23 protein-coding genes are annotated in these 20,252 nt (G+C 46.2%); 3 read left to right on the top strand and 20 right to left on the bottom strand.

Annotated features, from left to right (window positions below; translation table 11 throughout):
- Nucleotides 1–32: 32 nt before the first annotated feature.
- Nucleotides 33–398 carry a DUF2614 family zinc ribbon-containing protein gene (locus tag NSS67_RS06860; protein ID WP_339318872.1) on the top strand — a complete coding sequence of 122 codons (366 nt, stop codon included), beginning with the start codon at nt 33–35 and terminating at the stop codon, nt 396–398.
- 116 nt (nt 399–514) lie between these two features.
- On the opposite strand, the gene NSS67_RS06855 is transcribed toward NSS67_RS06860, so the two are convergent.
- From NSS67_RS06855 to NSS67_RS06765, 19 genes are all read right to left on the bottom strand, one after another.
- Nucleotides 515–2,236, bottom strand: coding sequence for a glycosyl hydrolase family 18 protein (locus tag NSS67_RS06855; protein ID WP_339318871.1), 1,722 nt, complete (start codon nt 2,234–2,236; stop codon nt 515–517).
- 210 nt (nt 2,237–2,446) lie between these two features.
- A complete protein-coding gene (locus NSS67_RS06850) occupies nt 2,447–2,878 on the bottom strand; it encodes a Fur family transcriptional regulator (RefSeq protein WP_339318870.1) in 432 nt (143 codons plus the stop codon).
- A 125-nt stretch (nt 2,879–3,003) separates the two neighbouring features.
- On the bottom strand, nt 3,004–4,914 hold the full coding sequence (locus tag NSS67_RS06845; RefSeq protein ID WP_339318869.1) for a DUF4097 family beta strand repeat-containing protein: 1,911 nt from the start codon (nt 4,912–4,914) through the stop codon (nt 3,004–3,006).
- A 46-nt stretch (nt 4,915–4,960) separates the two neighbouring features.
- Entirely contained in the window at nt 4,961–5,431 is a 471-nt protein-coding gene (locus tag NSS67_RS06840; protein WP_339318868.1) for a GNAT family N-acetyltransferase, read from the bottom strand.
- 186 nt (nt 5,432–5,617) lie between these two features.
- A complete protein-coding gene (gene gatB, locus NSS67_RS06835) occupies nt 5,618–7,051 on the bottom strand; it encodes an Asp-tRNA(Asn)/Glu-tRNA(Gln) amidotransferase subunit GatB (RefSeq protein WP_339318867.1) in 1,434 nt (477 codons plus the stop codon).
- A 22-nt stretch (nt 7,052–7,073) separates the two neighbouring features.
- Nucleotides 7,074–8,531 carry an Asp-tRNA(Asn)/Glu-tRNA(Gln) amidotransferase subunit GatA gene (gene gatA / locus NSS67_RS06830; protein WP_339318866.1) on the bottom strand — a complete coding sequence of 486 codons (1,458 nt, stop codon included), beginning with the start codon at nt 8,529–8,531 and terminating at the stop codon, nt 7,074–7,076.
- A gap of 27 nt (nt 8,532–8,558) precedes the next feature.
- Nucleotides 8,559–8,846, bottom strand: coding sequence for an Asp-tRNA(Asn)/Glu-tRNA(Gln) amidotransferase subunit GatC (gatC, locus tag NSS67_RS06825; RefSeq protein WP_042131015.1), 288 nt, complete (start codon nt 8,844–8,846; stop codon nt 8,559–8,561).
- A gap of 453 nt (nt 8,847–9,299) precedes the next feature.
- Nucleotides 9,300–9,683, bottom strand: coding sequence for an ATPase (locus tag NSS67_RS06820; RefSeq protein WP_339318865.1), 384 nt, complete (start codon nt 9,681–9,683; stop codon nt 9,300–9,302).
- 146 nt (nt 9,684–9,829) lie between these two features.
- The gene (locus NSS67_RS06815; protein ID WP_339318864.1) at nt 9,830–10,600 is read right to left on the bottom strand and encodes an ABC transporter permease subunit; all 771 of its coding nucleotides are present in this window, start codon (nt 10,598–10,600) and stop codon (nt 9,830–9,832) included.
- Entirely contained in the window at nt 10,597–11,511 is a 915-nt protein-coding gene (locus NSS67_RS06810) for an ABC transporter ATP-binding protein (protein ID WP_339318863.1), read from the bottom strand. Before NSS67_RS06810 ends, NSS67_RS06815 begins: the two co-directional genes overlap by 4 nt.
- On the bottom strand, nt 11,511–11,702 hold the full coding sequence (locus tag NSS67_RS06805) for a PLD nuclease N-terminal domain-containing protein (protein ID WP_339318862.1): 192 nt from the start codon (nt 11,700–11,702) through the stop codon (nt 11,511–11,513). The genes NSS67_RS06810 and NSS67_RS06805 overlap by 1 nt, the downstream gene beginning before the upstream one ends.
- 52 nt (nt 11,703–11,754) lie before the next feature.
- The gene (locus NSS67_RS06800; RefSeq protein ID WP_339318861.1) at nt 11,755–11,967 is read right to left on the bottom strand and encodes a hypothetical protein; all 213 of its coding nucleotides are present in this window, start codon (nt 11,965–11,967) and stop codon (nt 11,755–11,757) included.
- Nucleotides 11,964–12,299 (bottom strand): YxlC family protein, encoded by a 336-nt coding sequence (locus tag NSS67_RS06795; protein ID WP_339318860.1) that lies wholly within the window; start codon nt 12,297–12,299, stop codon nt 11,964–11,966. Before NSS67_RS06795 ends, NSS67_RS06800 begins: the two co-directional genes overlap by 4 nt.
- Nucleotides 12,286–12,831, bottom strand: a complete 546-nt coding sequence (sigY, locus tag NSS67_RS06790) for an RNA polymerase sigma factor SigY (protein ID WP_339320519.1) — start codon at nt 12,829–12,831, stop codon at nt 12,286–12,288. Before sigY ends, NSS67_RS06795 begins: the two co-directional genes overlap by 14 nt.
- 74 nt (nt 12,832–12,905) lie before the next feature.
- The gene (locus NSS67_RS06785) at nt 12,906–13,229 is read right to left on the bottom strand and encodes a hypothetical protein (RefSeq protein WP_339318859.1); all 324 of its coding nucleotides are present in this window, start codon (nt 13,227–13,229) and stop codon (nt 12,906–12,908) included.
- Between the two features lie 185 nt (nt 13,230–13,414).
- Nucleotides 13,415–14,044, bottom strand: coding sequence for an MBL fold metallo-hydrolase (locus tag NSS67_RS06780; protein ID WP_339318858.1), 630 nt, complete (start codon nt 14,042–14,044; stop codon nt 13,415–13,417).
- A 4-nt stretch (nt 14,045–14,048) separates the two neighbouring features.
- The gene (locus NSS67_RS06775) at nt 14,049–14,615 is read right to left on the bottom strand and encodes a thioredoxin family protein (RefSeq protein WP_339318857.1); all 567 of its coding nucleotides are present in this window, start codon (nt 14,613–14,615) and stop codon (nt 14,049–14,051) included.
- Nucleotides 14,612–15,226: a DedA family protein gene (locus NSS67_RS06770; RefSeq protein WP_339318856.1), complete on the bottom strand. Its 615-nt coding sequence runs from the start codon at nt 15,224–15,226 to the stop codon at nt 14,612–14,614. Before NSS67_RS06770 ends, NSS67_RS06775 begins: the two co-directional genes overlap by 4 nt.
- A 379-nt stretch (nt 15,227–15,605) precedes the next feature.
- Nucleotides 15,606–16,364, bottom strand: coding sequence for a glucose 1-dehydrogenase (locus tag NSS67_RS06765; RefSeq protein WP_339318855.1), 759 nt, complete (start codon nt 16,362–16,364; stop codon nt 15,606–15,608).
- Nucleotides 16,365–16,582: 218 nt separating this feature from the next.
- Here NSS67_RS06765 and NSS67_RS06760 point away from each other — a divergent pair, with 218 nt between their 5' ends.
- Together NSS67_RS06760 and NSS67_RS06755 are read left to right on the top strand one after the other, a co-directional pair.
- Entirely contained in the window at nt 16,583–16,885 is a 303-nt protein-coding gene (locus NSS67_RS06760) for an autorepressor SdpR family transcription factor (protein WP_339318854.1), read from the top strand.
- A complete protein-coding gene (locus tag NSS67_RS06755) occupies nt 16,885–17,541 on the top strand; it encodes an SdpI family protein (protein WP_339318853.1) in 657 nt (218 codons plus the stop codon). Before NSS67_RS06760 ends, NSS67_RS06755 begins: the two co-directional genes overlap by 1 nt.
- Here NSS67_RS06755 and NSS67_RS06750 read toward each other — a convergent pair.
- Nucleotides 17,530–20,070 carry an O-antigen ligase family protein gene (locus NSS67_RS06750; protein WP_339318852.1) on the bottom strand — a complete coding sequence of 847 codons (2,541 nt, stop codon included), beginning with the start codon at nt 20,068–20,070 and terminating at the stop codon, nt 17,530–17,532. The genes NSS67_RS06755 and NSS67_RS06750 overlap by 12 nt on opposite strands.
- Between the last annotated feature and the right edge of the window lie 182 nt (nt 20,071–20,252).

Below are 20,252 nucleotides of genomic sequence, written 5' to 3'. Positions count from 1 at the left end.
CCGAACTATATTTTAGTAAGGAGCAAACACTCATGAAGTTTAAATCGGCCAAAATTAACGCTTTTCGCACATGGGGATTACTGCTCACAATGCTCGGAATGGGACTTATGGTTTTGGGTACAGCAGGCATCGTATTCTGGGGATCGACTGGCAAGGTATTCGCTGGAATCGGTCTTGTAATCGGTTTAATTTCCATGATGGCAAGTCTTGCGATCTATTTCTGGGCTGGTATGCTATCAACAAGCGCAGTTCAGCTAGAGTGCCCGGAGTGTCACAAGCTGACTAAGATGCTCGGCAAAACAGACCGCTGTATGTTCTGCCATACTATTCTTACTATGGATCCGGCTGTGGCCAATATTACTGCAGATCAGCTTGAGAGTCAGCAGCTTAACCACTAAACACATCTTACAGAAGCCAATTACTAGCGATTTAAAATGCAATCAAACATTTGCTTGATACAACAAAGGGGCCCCCGATATGGGAGCCCCTTTGTCTATCTGAATGATAACTATAATTATTTATGGATTTCTTGTAATGCTTCCCATGCCGATGGATTGCTAAAGCTACGATTCCAAGATCCGATGCCTCCAAGCCCAAAGGACTTAGCAAGCTCAACTCTTGATTTCAAGCTCACCTTATCTTCTATCCATATTTTCTTAAGAGCACCATCTTCCTTGTACTCTACGTAATTCTGCCCAGCACTCTTATCAAATGTTGGGGTTAGCTTTTTCTCTTTGATAATTTTTTCAATTGCATTCATACTAACCGATTTAGAGCTTACCTTAGTCTTTCCATCTACTTCAGCCTCAGTCCAGATGCGAGTATACAATGGGATCCCCAAAATCACCTTCTCAGGCGGTACATTATCTTCCTCTATGATCCGGCTTATTGATTTCTCTACCCAAGGTAAGGAGGCAACAGAGCCCGCGATAGGGCTAGCAGCCCAATGTTCATCATAAGCCATCACGATCAGATAATCGACTAATGTCCCAAGAGCCTTACGATCAAGAAATGCTGACCACATCTCGCTATTGGACTTAGGAGTCACGTCTATGGAGACGATTAGATTCTTAGCCTGAGCCATCGGTTTTAGCTCACGCATAAATTGAGTGACATTCTCTCCGTCTTTCGTATACACATTCTCAAAGTCGATATTAATTCCATCCAAATTGTATAAATCTGCATACTCGAGCATCTGTACGATTGCGTTCATCCGTTTCTCATAGCTGGATAATGCCTCAGTGGTCATATCTGGATCGAAGCTATTGCTAAGCAATCCCCATACCTCTATACCGCGCTTATGCGCCCACTGCACGTACGCACTGTCGGCCTGACTGCGCACATTGCCATCACCATCTATAATACTAAACCAGGTTGGGCTAGCCACATTAACACCTGGTAACTCACCGAAGGTTTCTGGATTTGGTTTACGTTGGTAAACAGCCTCCCAATACAGATTCACTGCTTTCCCTTTCCAGTTCCGTTCAGCTCGTGTTGGTGTGGATTGTTTCGGTTCCACTGTCTTTTGACCATCCCGAATAATGTCACTTGCCTTGGCATAGCCTGCGTACCCGTTGCTTAATTGTACAAACAGCCAGTCCTTATTGTCCTCATTCCAAATATTTACGACTGCTCCAGGAGACATATCCGCAACAATAGGTGCGTGAATGGATGCCTCATTGCGAAGAGCTACTGTCTTGTCTCCTGCTTCACCTTTAACTTTTCCTAGCGAAACTGTCTCCCCTGCCGTCATTAATAGTACTGCACCAGTATTCGTATCCTCCTGAATTTCAAACCCGTACAGATCTTCTAATACATCCGCAGGAAGGTAGGTTACCTTCTCCTTCACCTCAGGTGCTAGCCGCAGCTGCAAAGGGCGATTATTCAGACTGGCATCGGTTTTATCTTCCTGCATGTATAGAAGTTCGCTATCCGTTGATAATATGACCGATTTTGTCTTCTCTTCATAACGAATGGAAGGGTCCACATACTCTTGCAATAACGGTAATGGTAATAGCATGCTATCCCCAGTCCCCGTGGCAGAATAACCTGTATGCCCTCCTTTTACAAAGATGGGATGCTCTTGCGCTTTCCAGTCCACATCTATATGCTGTCGATTTGGCAATACATAAAATACTACCCAGTAAGCTGCTGCTGCAATGATTAAAAGTCCAAACAAGCGCCTAAAAAAACCTCCGCGCTTTTTAACGCGTCTTTGTCCCTGTCTTCTGTCCAAAATATATCCTCCAGATAATAAATGATTTTTAGTAGAGTCTAACAATATGATTATAACATTTACTCGGTCTCGTAAAACCAGTAGAAGATAGTCATTTATACTACAATTTGTTATTCCAAAAAAAATAAAAACGTGAGTCCTCCGCTTTCGGATTTCGCACGTTTATTGTGGTAACTTGGCATACGGCCTTGATACCGTTCTATTCTTGTCTTAATGCTGCTTCTCTCTGCAACATTTGCAAATTCCATGCAGTTCCATACGCAATCCTGTGATCTTAAAGCCTGTAGATTGCTCAGCATGCAGTTCTACATCCCTAAGCGAAGGATAACTGAAATCCTCAATCTTACCGCATTGCTGACAGATAACATGATAATGATCAGACACGTTGGCATCAAAACGACTGGAGCTATCCCCATAGGTCAACTCGCGAACCATGCCAGCTTCCATAAACATCTTGAGATTATTATATACGGTTGCCACGCTCATGCTCGGAAATTTAGGCTCCAATGCCCGGTATATATCGTCAGCTGTAGGATGATTCATTGCTTCCATTAAATACGTAAGAATCGCATGACGCTGGGGCGTTATACGGACACCTGTTGTTTTTAATTGTTCCAATGCATGTTGTACGCCACTCCCCATGACTGTCACCGTCCTTTAAATTTAAAATAAAAGAAATATTTCTTATAATTGTAAGACTGGGCTTTCAAACTTGTCAACGAAGTCTATACATTATATTCATTATTATATAAGAAAAATTACTTTTTTCAATATCCTCTCACATTTAAGTTGCTGTTTCCCTCAACCTGAACCTTGAAATCACCTGTGCCCACTTCACCAGATATCTTCTTCTTGTCAATGGTTAAGCCAGGTAAATCTGAAATAATATCACCATAACCACTAGAGCCATTCAATTTATAGTTCCCTAACAGTGGTAAATATAAATGGATATCGCCAACTGCACTATAAATGTCCCAGTCTCCTCCAACTTCATGTGAACGAACATCAATGACGCCATTCAAGGATTCTGCAAGCAGCTTCGATCTGACTCCATCAATCTCTAAATTACCGTTTTTGCTGGAAATATCGATCTTTTCTCCATTTCCGATTGCACTGATATTGCCAACACCCGTTGATAATTTCAAAGCCCCTGTAACGTCCCAAGCATTCATGTTACCAGCGCTCGTCGATAATTCAACACTGCCCTGGACGGATCTGGCACGTACAGCTCCATTCAGTGTTTTCCCCTTAACATTACCAAAGATACGATGAAGAATAAGTTCCCCATTCCCCGTTTCCAGTGAAATATCTTCGATCGCTTCTATGTTCTGCAGGGTGATCCCGCCATTCATTGTGCGAACATCGAGGTTAAACCGACGGTCTTCCGGTAAGGAAATGTCCAAATCCATTCGCGGCTGACGCTTACCTGATTCTCCGTACGCCTTACTGTTTGAGGTGATTTTTATGGTTGGTCCTTCAACAACCTCCACAAAGGACTGTTCAGAAATGGCTTCAGCCATCGGACCCTCCAATTGATCTACCCATACTGTAGTAGAAATTTGAATATTATCTACCGGTGCACGATGTAATAAAATATCCCCATTAATACCATCAACGGATATTTTAGCTGTATTTAATTCCACCGGAACAATAAGCGGAGACTTCTGAAATTTGCTTCCCTTAGCCTCGCCATAGTCCACTGCCGCTGCCGTAAAGTTGAGACTGACATTTTTCCACAGATATAAATAATGTTCCTGTTCGGCAACGATAAATACACTCACAGCAAGCAATATAGCAGATAAAAGTCCGCGTAAATCCAATCTGATTCTAGTTCCCTTTACAACAGAGCCTGAACGACCAGAGAAGAAATACATGAACAAGAACTCAATCCCCCATAACACTGGGATGACTGGCCACCACTTCAAGAGTAGAAGCATATAATCTGTTCCGTCTCTCCAATCCAGAAACAACGGGATGGCAATAGCAATGAGTAATAATGATGCCGTATACCTTCCTACACGCCGGTTGTGAGACTCATTTTTTTTACGCCAAACCATTCCTCTGACAATTTCTCGCGAGCCTATAAATAAACCACTACATAATAACACTACAGCCACGACCACTTCGGAATAATGCTCGATAAAAAACTGTAACCATGCTGGCTTTTGGCTAAACAGAATGAGTAACGCTCCCCCTAAGAGGAGTAAAAGTCCAAAGGATATACCAGGCTCACTGACGATACTACGACGTTTAGGCGGTGAGGTTACTTTTGCCACAGCATCATCAAGCTCCTGATCTTCGGGGTAACGAAGAATCTTGTCTGCCGATTGCAGTACATCATATACATTGTAGAAATAAATCGTTGGAATAATTAGTGCAAGTAAGATAAGTAGCGGAACATTAATCTGCATTCCAATGGATGAAAAATATAATAAAGCCGAAATATCCAATAGAATCAGGAAGATAAAGGTAATTCCTTTGCGGAGAAGCCCAAAGTACAAGTGCCCTGTTCCAGGGATGAGAGCTGCCAGCAGTCCAGCGATAAATTTGCGTTTGCGGGGGCGTCGCTTCGGACGCGGAGGGATTATTTTTTTCTGAATCTTATTCTCCGTAGTCTCTAGATCGGCAGCAGCCTGCTGCTCTTCCTGTACTGGGAGTGTTGCAGAGTCATTCGTCATAATCTGGGCTCCTCCTTTCGTGATACTTGTCTGTGTATATGAATCTTCAAAGTGAACCACTCCGATAAAAGTCAATCAATTCCACGCCGGGAGCAACTTCCTGCGACCCAGCAGGCACAAATCCATGCTTACTATACAAAGAAACCGCAGGCAAGTTTAGTTTCCCCGTTGATACGATGTATTGCTCCATCCCTGAGAAATGCTCAAACACATACTCCAAGAGACTGCTCGCAATTCCTCTACGGAAAAAATCCGGACCCACCATCATCCGCGTAATCGTAAGTTTGCCCGGGGATTCTTCCTCTATAGCAATAGCTCCCATCAGTTCTTCATCTTCATCGAAGCAGCCGTAAAAGTCCTCTTTAGAGTGGCTTAGCATCTCTCTCGTCTCCATGAGCGGTGGAATCTCAAGAAACCCTATTAACTCTGCTTCCAGTCGGTAGGCCTTATGCTGGAGGCTCCATAATTCATTAACGGTACTATCATCCTGCAGGTTTAGCTTAATAATTGTATTCATCCCTACTAGTCCCCTTATATGCCGCTAAGGGCCTGCCGTTGCCGACAAGCCCTTAGCTTATTACATAAGTATATTACCCCAAGTATAAACGCCTTCGGCGTCCTTTTATGGATGACAAGCGATTTTAAGAAGAAACAACGTTGTCGTCTACTAAAGACGATAACCGTTTCTCGTAAAATATAAGGCTTAGTTGTTCAATACCTCGATCAGAAGTTTATTCGCTAGACCTGGATTAGCCTTGCCTTTACTTTCCTTCATAACTTGTCCCACAAGGAAGCCAATGGCTTTCTGTTTTCCTGCTTTATAATCCTCTACAGATTGCGGGTTAGCAGCTACGACGGCTTCCACAATTCCTTTAATGGCACCTTCATCACTGATTTGTACCAGCCCTTGCTCCTCAACAATTGCAGCAGGCAATTTACCGCTCTCTAGCATTTCTTTAAATACCGTTTTAGCGATCTTGCTGCTGATTGTTCCGCCTGCAATAAGGCCAATCATTTCTCCAAGCCCTTGCGGCGTAATTTTGACCTGAGTCAACTCCAGGTTATTACTATTCAAATAAGCAAGCAGATCACCCATGATCCAGTTAGCTACAGCCTTGGCGTCCTGCGTATAAGCAAGACAGCCTTCGAAAAAGTCCGCTAACGGTTTAGAGGACGTGATTACGCCTGCATCATAAGCTGTAAGACCCAGTTCTTCACTATAACGAGCTTGTCTTGCATCCGGTAGTTCAGGAATCGTCGAGCGAATGGATTCTTTCCAAGCATTATCAATATGCAGAACAATCAGATCCGGATCTGGAAAATAACGATAGTCATGCGCTTCTTCTTTACCACGCATAGATAAAGTTTTTCCTTGTGCTTCATCCCAGCGGCGAGTCTCTTGCACAACCACTCCACCATCATCCAGGATCTCTGCCTGACGATATTGCTCATACTCCAGTCCACGTAGCACACCACGGAAGGAGTTCATGTTCTTAAGCTCTGCTCTAATGCCGAATTCCTCTTGTCCTTCTGGGCGTAGACTGATGTTCGCGTCACAGCGCATCGATCCCTCTTCCATCTTGACATCGGATACGTCGCAGTATTGCATAATGGCACGGATTTTCTCTAGATAAGCACGCGCTTCCTCTGGGGAGCGCAAGTCTGGCTCGGATACGATTTCTATAAGTGGTGTTCCCACCCGGTTAAAATCGACAAGTGATGCAAATCCGCCATCAACGTGGGTAAGCTTACCTGCATCCTCTTCCAAATGAAGACGAGTAATACCGATTCGTTTGGTTTCTCCATTGACTTCAATGTCAATCCAGCCGTTCAAACCGATAGGTTGATCAAATTGTGAGATCTGATAAGCTTTCGGTGAATCCGGGTAAAAATAGTTCTTGCGGTCGAATTTACTAACATCACCAATGGTGCAATTCAGCGCCATCGCTGCTTTCATAGCGTAATCTACAGCTTGTTTGTTGAGCACTGGCAATACGCCGGGATGACCCAAGCAGACAGGACAGGTATGCGTGTTAGGTGGGGCTCCAAATTCAGTGGAGCATCCGCAAAAGATTTTGGAGTTGGTGTGAAGCTCTACGTGAACCTCTAAGCCGATGACCGTTTCGTATTTAGACATAAGTATTCCATTCCCTCCTTTTCTACAGCTGTGGATGCTGGTTATGGTGATCAGTATTTTGTTCAAAAGCGTGAGCAACACGCAGAATCGTGCTCTCGTCAAATTCTTTACCGATAATTTGTAGACCTACAGGCATGCCTTCCGCAAAGCCACAAGGAACGCTAACCGCAGGAATACCGGCCAAGCTCACTGGAATCGTGAGAATATCGTTCAGATACATGGTTAGTGGATCTTCAGTCTGTGAGCCTAATTTAAATGCTGTGGTTGGTGCTGTTGGCCCGATGACCACATCATATTTTTTAAAGATGTCATCAAAATCTTGTTTGATCAAAGTACGCACCTTCTGTGCTTTTAAGTAATACGCGTCATAATACCCAGAGCTAAGCGCATAAGTTCCTAGCATAATGCGTCGCTTAACCTCTGGGCCAAAGCCACGGCTGCGGGAGTTAAGGTACAGATCGAGCAGACCACCGCCCTCATCTACACGTGCGCCATAACGTACACCGTCAAAACGAGCAAGGTTAGATGAAGCTTCCGAAGAAGACAGCAAATAATAAGCTGCTACTGCGTATTCCGTATGCGGTAATGAAACTTCCTCCCAGACAGCGCCCATTCCTTCCAGCACCTTAAGTGCGGACAAGACAGTCTCACGCACAGAAGCATCGACACCAGCTCCCAAGTATTCCTTAGGTACAGCGATACGAAGACCGGAAACATCACCAGTCAGTGCGCTCAAATAATCAGGAATTTCTACCTTAGCTGAAGTAGAGTCCTGTGCATCATAACCAGCAATGGCTTGAAGCACATATGCAGAATCCTCTACATTACGCGTAAGCGGGCCAATCTGATCAAGAGAGGAGGCAAAAGCCACCAGTCCGTAACGCGATACAAGGCCGTATGTAGGCTTGAGACCTACAACGCCGCAATAGGAAGCAGGCTGGCGGATCGAACCCCCAGTATCCGAACCTAATGAGAAGAATACTTCGCCCGCAGCTACTGCTGCAGCAGAGCCACCGCTGGAACCACCGGGCACACGCTCTAGATCCCAAGGATTACGTACAGGACCAAAGCTTGAGTTCTCGTTAGATCCACCCATCGCGAATTCATCCATATTCAATTTACCGATCGTTACGGCATCTGCCTGCTGTAGTTTAGAAGCCACAGTAGCGTTATAGATCGGCTGAAAATCCTTCAAAAATTGGCTGGCACAGGTCGTACGCAGTCCTTTAGTTACAATATTATCCTTAATTCCAGCAGGAAGACCAAACAGCAACCCACGTGCTGCTCCAGATGCCAGTTTGTCGTCCAAAGCGCGTGCAGCGCTACGTGCGCCCTCCTCGTTCAAGGTCAAAAACGCATTTACTTTCTTATCCCGCTCCGCGATAATCGCCAGCGATTCTTCAGTCAGTTCACTAACCGATACTTCTTTAGCAGTTAACATGCGGTGTACTTCAGGCAATCGATTTTGAAACAGGCTCAAGATTCTTCCCCCTTTCTAATTATGTAGTTATTCCAAAACAGCTGGAACCTTGAAATGTCCGTCTTCATCATCCGGCGCGTTAAGAAGTGCTTCCTCTTGCGTTAGGCTTTCCTTCACAACATCGTCACGCATCACATTACTGACCTGCAGTACATGCGTGGTCGGCTTCACATTCTCCGTATCTAGCTCATTCAACTTCTCAGCATATTGTAAAATAGCATTCATTTGTTCTGTAAAGGTTGCCTCTTCTTCCGGGCTCAATTGCAGACGAGCCAGCTTGGCCACATGCTGCACATCTTTAACGGTAATGCTCATAAGATAAATCCCTCCTGTTTAAAGGGCTAAAGCGCCCGGATAACGTTTTTAATTATATTGTAGAAACTTGGACAATTCAATGATAGGCTCTCCAAAAAGAACAGCAATACAATCCAGCTTACTAATAAGAGGGTACCCAGCGTCTATGTAATGGCGTATGAGCTACCTCTTCATCCCTTTACTCCAACTTCTAATAATCTTCTCCGCCCAGATAACGCTTACGGACCCAGATGCCGTTAATTGCTCATTTTTCGCTTTTTCAGCACAGTTTCGGACTCCAGTGCAGTTATTCCATAGAAATTGCTCCAAATCGAGCGTGTTTTAAGCCAATAGCGACTATACAGTCCGTTAGAATTCCAAAAGTAGGAATATGCCACGTTTACGGTCTGCTGAGTCCGATAGCTGCGTCGATGCATACATCTAAACAAAAAAGCCGGCTTTCGCCGGCCTTCCTTAAATCCAAGCTCTAAGATTCACTTGTTTGATGAAATCTGCTTGGGACATACTTTCTGTTGACGTTGATTCCGTCTCTTCTGTATCCATATCTTCACCGTTCATCAAATGATGGAACAGCTTCTCATTGTACGTGGACAAAGCATAATCAATTAACGCTTCATGCGTTGCTCTTTCAGCCTCAGCTACTAATAAATGTTCTTCCGCCTCAATATCTTCAGCTGGAACATAAAAGTTCCTATTAGCTTCCGGTACACGTATAACATAGTCAAACGCATTATCGGGATTGCGGTCGTAAGCAATTAGGTAGCCGTATTCCCCGATAGGAAGACTCTGCTCAAAAGCGTCCGCAACAATGACAATCTTTTCTCCTAAACGCAGCATCGCCCTACCTCCTGACCCCAAAATCTATCATGATTTTGCTTGTTTCAACAGTCTACTAAAAAAAGATAGAACTGTCTAGCGGAAGGCCGGGCGATCCTGAAAATTCTACTAAAATATACTATATTCGATACAGATCAGCTTAATAATCAGTCGGGAATGTTGTTCTTCCTTGTCAAAAATGAGGCCCCAGCAAGACAAATTATGATCAATATACTGGCAGACAGATATGGACCTGCTCTAAAGCCCTCTCCATCTGTAAGAATTCCTGCTGACAGTCCAGAGAGTGCTGCGGGCGCCCAGTCAAACCATGTAGGCAATAAGCTTAAGCCTAATGACAATCCAGCCATTAACGCCAGTGCTAAAAATGCGGCTACTGGAGGTCTTAAAAAGGCACTAAACAACAACGTAGCCGAGACAACACATAATAACCACAAACCATATACTCCAGAAGCTGCGATAACATCGCCCCATGCTAGTGATCCAATTAGCTGCTCCGTGTAATAAGCAGCGCCCGCTGCACCCAGTCCAAGCGCAACAACAAGCAAGGTCAGCTGAGCTGCCCATTTAGCGAACACTATTGCTGTCGGAGAAACCGGTCTTACTAGAATTAATTCCAAAGTTCCGCTATAACGTTCACCAGCTAAAGTATTCATCGAGCCAAGCGCCAATACCAGCATTCCAATCGTCCCATACTGTCCCAGAGCTTGCGCCATTACAACTGCAGCACTCGGTATTGCATACCCCTCCAGCAGACCTGGAGGAACATCTCCTGAAGCTTTTAATATTTCCGGTAAATAATAAATGGTTAAGGGCTGCATGATGCCTAATATGATGAACACGACAGGTATCCAGATTAGCTTATAACTGCGAGCCATCTCGAGCATTTCTTTTCGATAAAGGACCCAGGTGCTGCTCATACGCCCACCACCTTCATAAATAAATCCTCTAACGTGGAAGAACCCGCTTCAAATTGCAGCAATGGAATTTCGAGCTGTGCTGCTTCTTGCAAAATCATCCGGCGTGCCATTTCTACATCGTTCACATTAAAGACAGCATGATCACCAAACAACTGGGACTCCAGTACAAACGGCTTGTCGGCAAGAGACTCCAGCCACTGCATGGCTTCATTATGCTTCTCGGTACGTAAACGAATAACAGGAAGGCTGTATTGTGAACGAAGCTGCGATAAAGACCCCTGCTCTGCAATTAGTCCATGATTCATTAGAATAATATCATCACAGATCTCTTCCGCATCATGCAGCACATGTGTGGAGAAAACTACCGTCGTTTCTTCACGTATTTCTCGTAGCAATTCCATTACTTCCCTGCGGCCAATCGGATCAAGTGCAGATACAGGCTCATCAAGTAAAAGCAGTCGAGGGCGATGCACAAGTGCCTGTGCGAGACCCAGCCGTTGCTTCATCCCCCCGGAATAGCCACCAATCCTGCGGCGAGCATCGTCTTTGAGGCCTACACGCTTAAGTGATTCCAAAGCGCTGCTAGTCGCTTCTTTGGCCCCCATTCCACTAAGCTTTGCAGCGAATACAACATATTCCTGTCCAGTCATCCACCCGTAAAAGGCTGGAGACTGCGGTACATATCCTAAGCCCTTTCGATATTCTGCTCCAGGACGGCTCCCCTCAAAAGCAATCATTCCAGAGGTTGGTTCTAGAAGTCCCGCCAGCATACGTAGTGTGGTCGTCTTTCCAGCACCATTAGGCCCCAGTAGAGCTACACACCGACCTTTTTCAATTTCAAAGCTTATATCATTAACGGAAATATGCGCCCCATAACTTTTGCGTAAATTTGTAACATGAAGGAGTGACATTAGACATCTTTCCTTCCTATCGTAAAATAAGCTATGCTGCCTAGCATATTCCCAAATATAATAATAAGGATCCACATCCATTTCGGGCCGCGCACGCTATCGGCTTTGGCTAAAGAAATCAACCCGATAATAGCAAGCAAAGCTTGCAAAATGATCAATGGCATAATTAAACCCCAATTTACATCTTCCATGAAGTACCACTCCTTTTGTGTGATGAAAGGAACGAGCTCATATCCTAGACCTTTACAACTTCTTTCTCCTACGTCTTTCCGGTAAAATGACAACTAGTAAATATACCACTGCAGGTGACGGAACCGTAGTCATCCCCCATAACCCCCAGAACCAAGCTTTTCTTCCGCGTCGTCTTGCGTCCCGGAACAACAACGTCCCTTGCAGCATCACTGCAACCGCTATGCACACCCATAACCATAGAGGCACATCCTGCAGCTCATTCATTCTTGTGCACCTTCTCTATTCCTCCTGATCCTCGCTATCCCTAAGCCTCCGAGTCCCGCTATAGGAATGATCGCTTGAATAATCCAATAGATCATCGGCGCAGAACCGAGAATGGATAGAAATGCGCAGATCAGGATCAACGATATCCCCCAGAATACCAGCAGCTCTTTACGTTCCCTGCTCTTTCTATGCACAGCAGCATCAGCCATTAACCTCTCCAGTTCCTGTAATGAAGGTGGTGTGATGTCATCATAATGTGCATCTAATCGATTAAGCTCATCTGAAAGCTTCTGTAAATACAACTCAGGCTCCTTATCTTTATCCTTCTCCATTCTCATTCAGCTCCTTTCGTAGTTGGTTAAGACCGAGGGATACACGCGACTTGACTGTGCCTGAAGGAACTTGCATGATCTCGCCAATTTCGTCGTAGCTATAGCCATAATAATGCTTCAGTAGCACAGCTACCCTTTGTGCAGAGGGCAATCTGGAAAGGGCATCCAGCACTTCACTCCATTCCTCCCCCCTGCTCTCAAACCGCCAACGAATCGAACGGATCCCCTGTTCCTGTTGTTCTCGCTGCTTCCACTCCGCTTCACGCTTCCAACGCCGCTTTCGATCAATGAATATTCTGGTAGCAATTGTGATTAACCAAGAGGAGAACGAAGAAGTTCCGTTATAAGTGTTGATCTTCTCCATACATCTGACCATGGTGTCCTGTACAAGATCCTCTGCCAGCAACGGGTCCATGGTCACCTTAATTAAATATTTGAATAAAAAGGTATAGTGTTCTCGCAGCAGTGAAGTTAGTGCTGAAGTATCTCCCTGCTGTGCCCGTCTGATTCTCTCCAGCGACTGATCGCTCATCTGCCCCTCCATCCATGATTCCGTTCCTATTTGTAGTACGAATATGTATTGCGAATCGTTCATTCCGCTAATAATTATTTTTTGAGCTCCCATAGCTTGCGCCGCCAGGGCTGAATCATCCCTTCCCTTGCCGGAAAATGCCAAAAAAGAGGCGCTCTTCTGAGTTCGCCTCCTGAAACCACTGGTAATCCCCTGTAAACCCGACTGGTCTCCTGAAGCAAGTCCTTACGAAGTTCCTTATTTTCAAATGGGATGTCTCTACGTTCTATGGATGAACAAAAGCCACCCTTTCCTGAACAATCCGAAAAAAATCGGCAATTACTGCTGCAAAAATTGTTCCATTTCTCCTTGGAGTCATACCAACCGTAATCCAGCGGGTAATATATATTCTTCTCCATTCTACTTCCCCCCATGCTTTTAAGCCTATATGAAGACAAAAAAAAGAACGCAAACCGGGATTAATTCCGCAGTCTGCGTGCTTCGCGAGGTAAATGTTACATTTAATTAACCTCATTGTAGTCCTTTTGTAGTCTTTTGTCTATCAAAACTTCCTCGGTTTTTGTCGGTTCTACTAGAACCACATTTATTGAGGAACATAAGGGTTGCGAATCTTTTCATATCCAATCGTTGTCCGTGGGCCATGACCTGGATAAACCTTCACTTCATCATCCATTTTGTACAGCTTGCTACGAATAGAATCGAACAGATCTCGTTCTCTACCACCAGGCAAATCTGTGCGCCCAACCCCCATCTTAAACAGTACATCTCCAGAGAATAAATCATTTCCACAAAGGAAACTTACACTGCCTGGAGAGTGACCAGGTGTATGGTACACACGGAAGGTGTGTCCAATGAGCTGCAGAACTTGCCCTTCTGCCAGATCATATTCCGCAGGATCTGTAGCTAGAGGAGGTGACACCTCCGACCACATTAGTGAACCGTTCAGCTTGGGGCTGCTTAGCCATTCACTTTCAAGTGGATGTAAATAAACAGGGCATTTCTTAGCTTTACGAATTTCGTCTACACCGCCCATATGATCAAAATGTGCATGTGTTAACAAAATAGCTTCGATTTCCATCCCTTCGATACTCCGCACTAATGCAGCAGGATTCATACCTGGATCTATGATGATACCCTTCGCAGGATCCGCACCTGTCAGTAGGTAGGCATTCGTCTGAAGCGGACCTAGATTAAATGAACGTATATTTAGCATCGGTTTAGAATCCGGAAATCAGACTACGCAGTTCTTTTGCGATAACTGTCTGATATTCCGTTCCTTCCCCATAGGCTTGCCCCATGGCCTTACGTGCTTCTGCGATTTTGCTGTCGTAATCAGCGGCCTCACGATCAGGATTCTCACGTTTAAACTCTCTCATTATACTCTGCACATGCTCAGGACGAGGACCCCAATGTCCAAGCACATATCCGCCAGTGTCCGCAAAAATCACGACTGGGACAGATCTTCCACCCATGGTCAAGAAATCATCCATGAGCTCCAGATTCTCTTCCAAAATGAATACCTCAGTCTTCATCCCCGCCGTCTCCAGAATACGGAATACAGCAGGAATGTTGCGAACTACATCCCCACACCAATCCGCTGCAAGAATAAGTACCCGCAAATCGTCACGATGGTTCAGACTTTCGAAATATTCCTTATCGTTCTCATCTTCCCAAGTAAACTTCTCATACCAGGATTCAAAATCCTGTTGATTCTTCGTCATACTTTCTACGAATTGGCGCGGCGTTAGGCCTTTTCCAAACTTATGAGCTACATTTCGCTTCATTTTGTAGTCCCCTTTTTCTTGGATTTGTACCATTTAAACACAAAGTAAATGATGATCAAAGCGATCGCTACAAGTATAATTTCGTTGGTATACTTAGCTGCCACTTTGTCAATATCTTCCCATTTATTCCCCAGGGTAAAACCCAGATATACAAACAAAGCACTCCATGGAATAACAGCAAGCGTAGTCAACAAAGTGAACTTACCTAAAGGCATTTTCGATATTCCAGCTGGAACGGAAATGGCATGACGAACAACGGGAATAAAACGTGCTGTAAAGATTACGCCAGTCCCGTATTTATTGAACCACTCTTCCGAATGGTCAATATGCTTCTTTTGAATAAAAATATATTTCCCGTATTTCTCCAGAACAGGTCTGCCACCATAACGACCAATCCAATATACAAAAATCTGTGCAATGACTCCGCCGATCGTACCGAATAACACGGCACCAAAAAAATTAATATCTCCACTCCATACTAAAAAGCCACCGAAAGCCAGTACAATTTCACTCGGAATAACTTCAATCATAAGTCCGATCATAATCCCAAAATAACCAAGACTCTGAATCCATTCAAACAATGTCGAGATCAGATCAGAAATAACATGCAACCGTACTCCTCCTCCCTTTTCCGCAGAATATGGCTATGTATCAAGCATAAACACCATCGACGTCTTTATAAGGACGCTGTGCGTTTAAGCGAGAAATATAAGAACATCAAGTATAGATGCTAAACTTATAAATTCTTATATTTTAAAAAGCACTGCCGCTCTGCTCTATTTCCCAGTTTCTCTTAGCCTATTCTAGCACATGCAAGCTTATCACATCTACTTACAGCGGCAGGCCGTTACCCTATTTCGAACCTCTCTTAAAAAGAGTTGGAGAAACCCACATAACCGAAAAAGATGTGCATTTCCACCAATGAAGATGAAAATGGACACCTTTTTTAGCTAAAATCTAAAAGTTAATAAGGAATATCAAACCGGTCTTTTAATAAGCGGTCCATCCGGCATCCGCCGTTATTACTGCACCATTCACGAAGCTCGCAGCATCTGAAGCCAAGAATAAGGCTATCGATGCGATCTCGCTGCTTTCTCCTGTCCGTGGCATCGACGCCATACCTTCTCCTGCTTTTTGACTACCAAAAGCACTCGGATTAGCCAAGTCAATATTAGTCTTGACCCCACCAGGGGCTATGGCATTGCAGCGAATTCCGAGCTTCGAGTACTGAAACCCTATATTTTTGGTCATACCGATGACAGCATGCTTGGAGGCAGTATACGCCACACCGGCACGAGATCCAGCTAAGCCACCGATAGAAGCTACGTTGATGATACATCCACTTTGCTGTGTCATAAATATCGGCAGCACCTTACGGATCGCTCTCATAGGTCCGGTGACGTTAACCGCAAACACGTTTTCCCATAAGTCATCTGAGATCTCGTGAGCCGGAGTCATTTTATCCATAATCCCCGCATTATTAACGAGAATATGAAGGCCACCAAATTGTGTACTCGCGGCTTCAATCATTCGCTGTGTATCCTCTTCCTTTGAGACATCTGCCTGCACAGGATAGATAGACCCCTTCTCTTTGCCTTGCTCTGCCTTTTTGGCCACCGCTTCAACATTCGCCAGTTGGATGTCCGCAGCAATAACCTTAGCCCCCTGCTGGGCAAAAAGAAGAGCAATCGCTTCCCCAATCCCAGAACCAGCGCCTGTAACAACTGCAACTTTATTTGTCAGCATCATATGCCCTCTCCTCCGCTTCTTTGATTCGATCCATACATTGAGTACATGCCCACAGTTAGTATTAGCAAGGACTGAGCCCCAACCGTCGGTAATTATAAAGATTCGGTGACACTTTCGTTCTCAATCATAATGAGGGGAATACGGCATTGACAGATAAGAGAATGAATGGTTATTATATATTTAGATAATTACCTAAATATCGAAAGGCTGGGTGGAATATGAATGAATCTTTCAAAGCACTTGCTGACCCTACCCGTCGCCAAATCATTCGGTTACTAAGGGAAAAAGACCGGACAGCGGGTGAAATTGCCGATTTTTTTAACATGTCTAAGCCAAGCATTTCCCACCATCTGAATGCACTGAAGCATGCCGATCTGGTACAGGATGAGCGAAAAGGACAGTTCATTATGTATTCATTAAATACGACGGTTCTTGAAGAGGTTCTTGGCTGGCTGCTTGAGCTAACAGGTACGGGAAAACAAAGTCGTCAGAGTATCGATTCTGAGAAGGAGGCTGATTGATGATGAAAGATTTCAAATGGAGATGGCAGGATACACTCATTGTAGTATTAGGTTTAGCTTCACTAGCTTACGCTTTAATCAATTATGGTAAGCTGCCGCAGGAATTGCCTGCGCAGTGGGGAATTACCGGTAAAGTTAACCGGTCTTGGGATAAAAACATAGCTATTTTCATGTTCGGAATCCTGGGGATTGTGCTCCCGCTGATCATGCAGTTCACACGCAGTATCGACCCTAAGCGGGAAAATTACAAGAAGTTTGAAAATGCCTATGCCATGAGCAGACTCGCTATTGGGGTGCTTTTTAATCTCATGCTGGTGCTGTCGGTTGCTTACGGTCTAGGTAAAGATATTAACGTGGGCAAAATTGCTATAGGAGCCCTCGGAGTGATGTTTATAGCGCTCGGCAACTACATGCCACAGGTAAAAGATAATTACTTGTTTGGTGTTCGTACAGCATGGACGCTCTCTAACCCGGAGGTGTGGCGAAAAACGCATCGCCTCTCGGGAGGAATGTGGATGATTGGTGGTTTACTTATTTTTGCGGGAGCCTTTTTGAGCGGAGTCTGGTCTCAAGCCCTTATTATTACGGCACTTGTACTTGCTATTATCGTTCCTGTTCTATACTCCTGGATTATTGCACGTCAGTTAAAATCGTAAAGCCAACATAAGAAGCCGCCGACTCAAGTCGTCGGCTTTTTGAGTCATTCGGAATTCGCGGTCATTATGTTGCTCTCCTTTACTAGCTTCCTCTTCTGCCAACATTGTATATTCACGAAGAAGTTCGTTCCCGGATGCAACACAGATTAGTGCTTCCTTTCGATTTCCTTCTGCAAGCTTGGTTTGCCCCATGATAAGCATCCCTTCGATCGCCTTTACCCACTTGGTATTGTTGTATTTATCCAGCCTAATGCTCTGGCGTATCCAATATAACGCCGCTCCCGGATGATCACTTCTTATCCAACGTTCAGCTAGCTCCCAGCTTAAACTTGCAATCTCCGGGGAGTACAGCAAACTCTTCTGGAGTATACTCACGCTTTGTTCGCTCGTAAGCAGCCTAGATAATACTACAGCTGTTCGGGGTGAACGAGGATTCCATGCCAGTGATTGCTGTAGCAGATCTGCCTTCACATAGGGATCAACCGTTTGAACAGCTTGTCGGTAGAACCTCTCTCCTTGGGCAGCGTGATAGGACAATACGGATAGCATTAGGCAAAGGCAACCGGCGACAGTAATGAATAGACGGCGGGGAAATAGGGGTACGGGTTTGCGCGCGGAACCAGAGTGCGGTGGCTGCGGGGGCACGGACGCAGAGCGCGGTGGCTGCAACGGCGCGGACGCCGAGTGCGGTGGCTGCAACGGCGCGGATGCTGAGCGCGGTGGCTGCAACGGCGCGGAGGCAGAGTGCGTTAGTTGCAAGGGCGCGGTGGCTGAGCGCGGTGGCTGCAACGGCGCGGTGGCAGAGTGCGGTGGCTGCAACGGCGCGGTGGCTGAGCGCGGTGGCTGCAACGGCGCGGTGGCAGAGTGCGGTGTCTGCAACGGCGCGGTGGCTGAGCGCGGTGGCTGCAACGGCGCGGTGGCAGAGTGCAGTGGTAGCAACGGCGCGGAGGCAGAGCGAGTGAGCAAACTCATGGATGTAAAGCGGGCAATCGCAGATTGATGTTTCTGCTCATGTTCGGCCAAGGCAAGCGCTGGCAGCCAAAAAAGCAGCAGCCAGATTAAACCGTAGCTCCAGTCAAAATCGACTGCGCTATGTAAAACGATAACCAAAAATGCCGGCAGCAGCCGCTGCGATCTCTTAGCCAGCAGCCAGCCTGCTGCTAGCAGCATAATAAGGATGGCTGCGAGGCCGACAAATCCTAGGTTCAACAGGATGTCGAGGTATCCATTGTGCACTTGGCTGCCTACATAAGGGCGAGATTGGGCGGAGAGGTATGAACTCCGCCAAGTCTCGCCCCCGCGTCCCAGCCAAGGTGCCTCTGCCGCTAGCCGCCAGGCGTCGCGGTAGAAAAGACCACGCGCGGATACCGTCGACGACGGTCCGGTGATCCGCTCGCGCACGTGCAGGAGGACGGCGGTGCCCGCCGCCGTCCAACCTGCCGCCGCCAATGCCAGCATGGCGGCTCGGGCACTCCCCGCCGCGCTGTGCTGGCGGCGGCACAGCCATAGGCCGGCTAGCAACGCGCCGGCCCAAAGCCCGGCCAGCATCAGCAGGCCGGGCAAAGGCTCTACCGCCAACCCGGCACGGGCCAGTTGGCGGTAGAGCAGCGCCGCGGCGGCCACAGGCGCGGCACCAGCGGCAAGAAGCGGCGCGATAAGCTGCCGCTTCCAGAGCAAGACGGCGGCGCAGGCGCAAGCCGCCGTCAGCCACGCGCCGCGCGACTCGCTGAGGAGCAACGCGGCGGCGTACGGGAACAGCGGCAGCAAGCGCAGCAGCGCGGCGGCCGTATTTCCCGACTCACCTTGCTCCACACCTACGCATCTTCCCCCTATTTTTTCACGCCCTCGTTCCACCTCTGCGCACTTTGACCCTGCGTTTTCACGCCCACCTTCTACCCCAGCATAATCTACTCCTGTGCCCCCACACTCTCGCCCAACACTACGTCCTCCTGCTCCCCACATCTCCACGCTCTTCTGCGGCTTTACATAATAAACGGCGACAGCAAACAGTCGCTCAAGCACAAAAACAGCCATCACAGCACCAAAGGTATTGGGATATTCCATCACCCCTGCTAATCTGGCACCTGTGACACTTACTTCTGATGAGCCGCTGTAGGCCATAGCGAAAGGCAAATCAATCACCCCGTATACAGCCAGCAAAGCACTCAAGCTTAAAACCATACCCAAAATGGTCCACGCGGCAATGATAAGCTGACGCCCCAACCGATTCAATGCGCAAAAACAAACCAAAAACGCAAAGCTAGCGTACAAGCCCCACCGTAGTACTTCATTCATAGTACCCTGTGCCGAAACAGGTTCCCTCAGCCAATGAATCACATAGAGCGATAGAACAACCAAAGGAGCGATTAATATTATTTTCACAGCTCCACGTACTCCACTTACTCCCCCTGCCTTACTTCTCCACTCGCCCACTCCAATGAACAAATAAAGCAAGACCGCAGAGCACAGCACGAACCATAGGGTCAGAAAGAGGTACATCTCCTCCGTAAAAAAAAATCCCCGCAACAAACAAGCTCCTACTCCAGCTGTTATCACTAAGGCCGCACTAATATATACTACTATTGAATTACTCCGCTCTTTTTTAACGCTCCACATTTGGATACCCCTGTATTCGTTAAGTATCTCTATTATCTCCACATTTACCCTTTGTAAAACTAGAATGCAAAAAGGACGATACCTCTCCACGAAGG

Source organism: Paenibacillus sp. FSL R10-2734, assembly GCF_037963865.1.
Taxonomy (GTDB): Bacteria; Bacillota; Bacilli; order Paenibacillales; family Paenibacillaceae; genus Paenibacillus_AQ.
The sequence above is the reverse complement of the archived record's forward strand: the minus strand, read 5'-3'. Positions and strand labels throughout refer to the sequence as shown.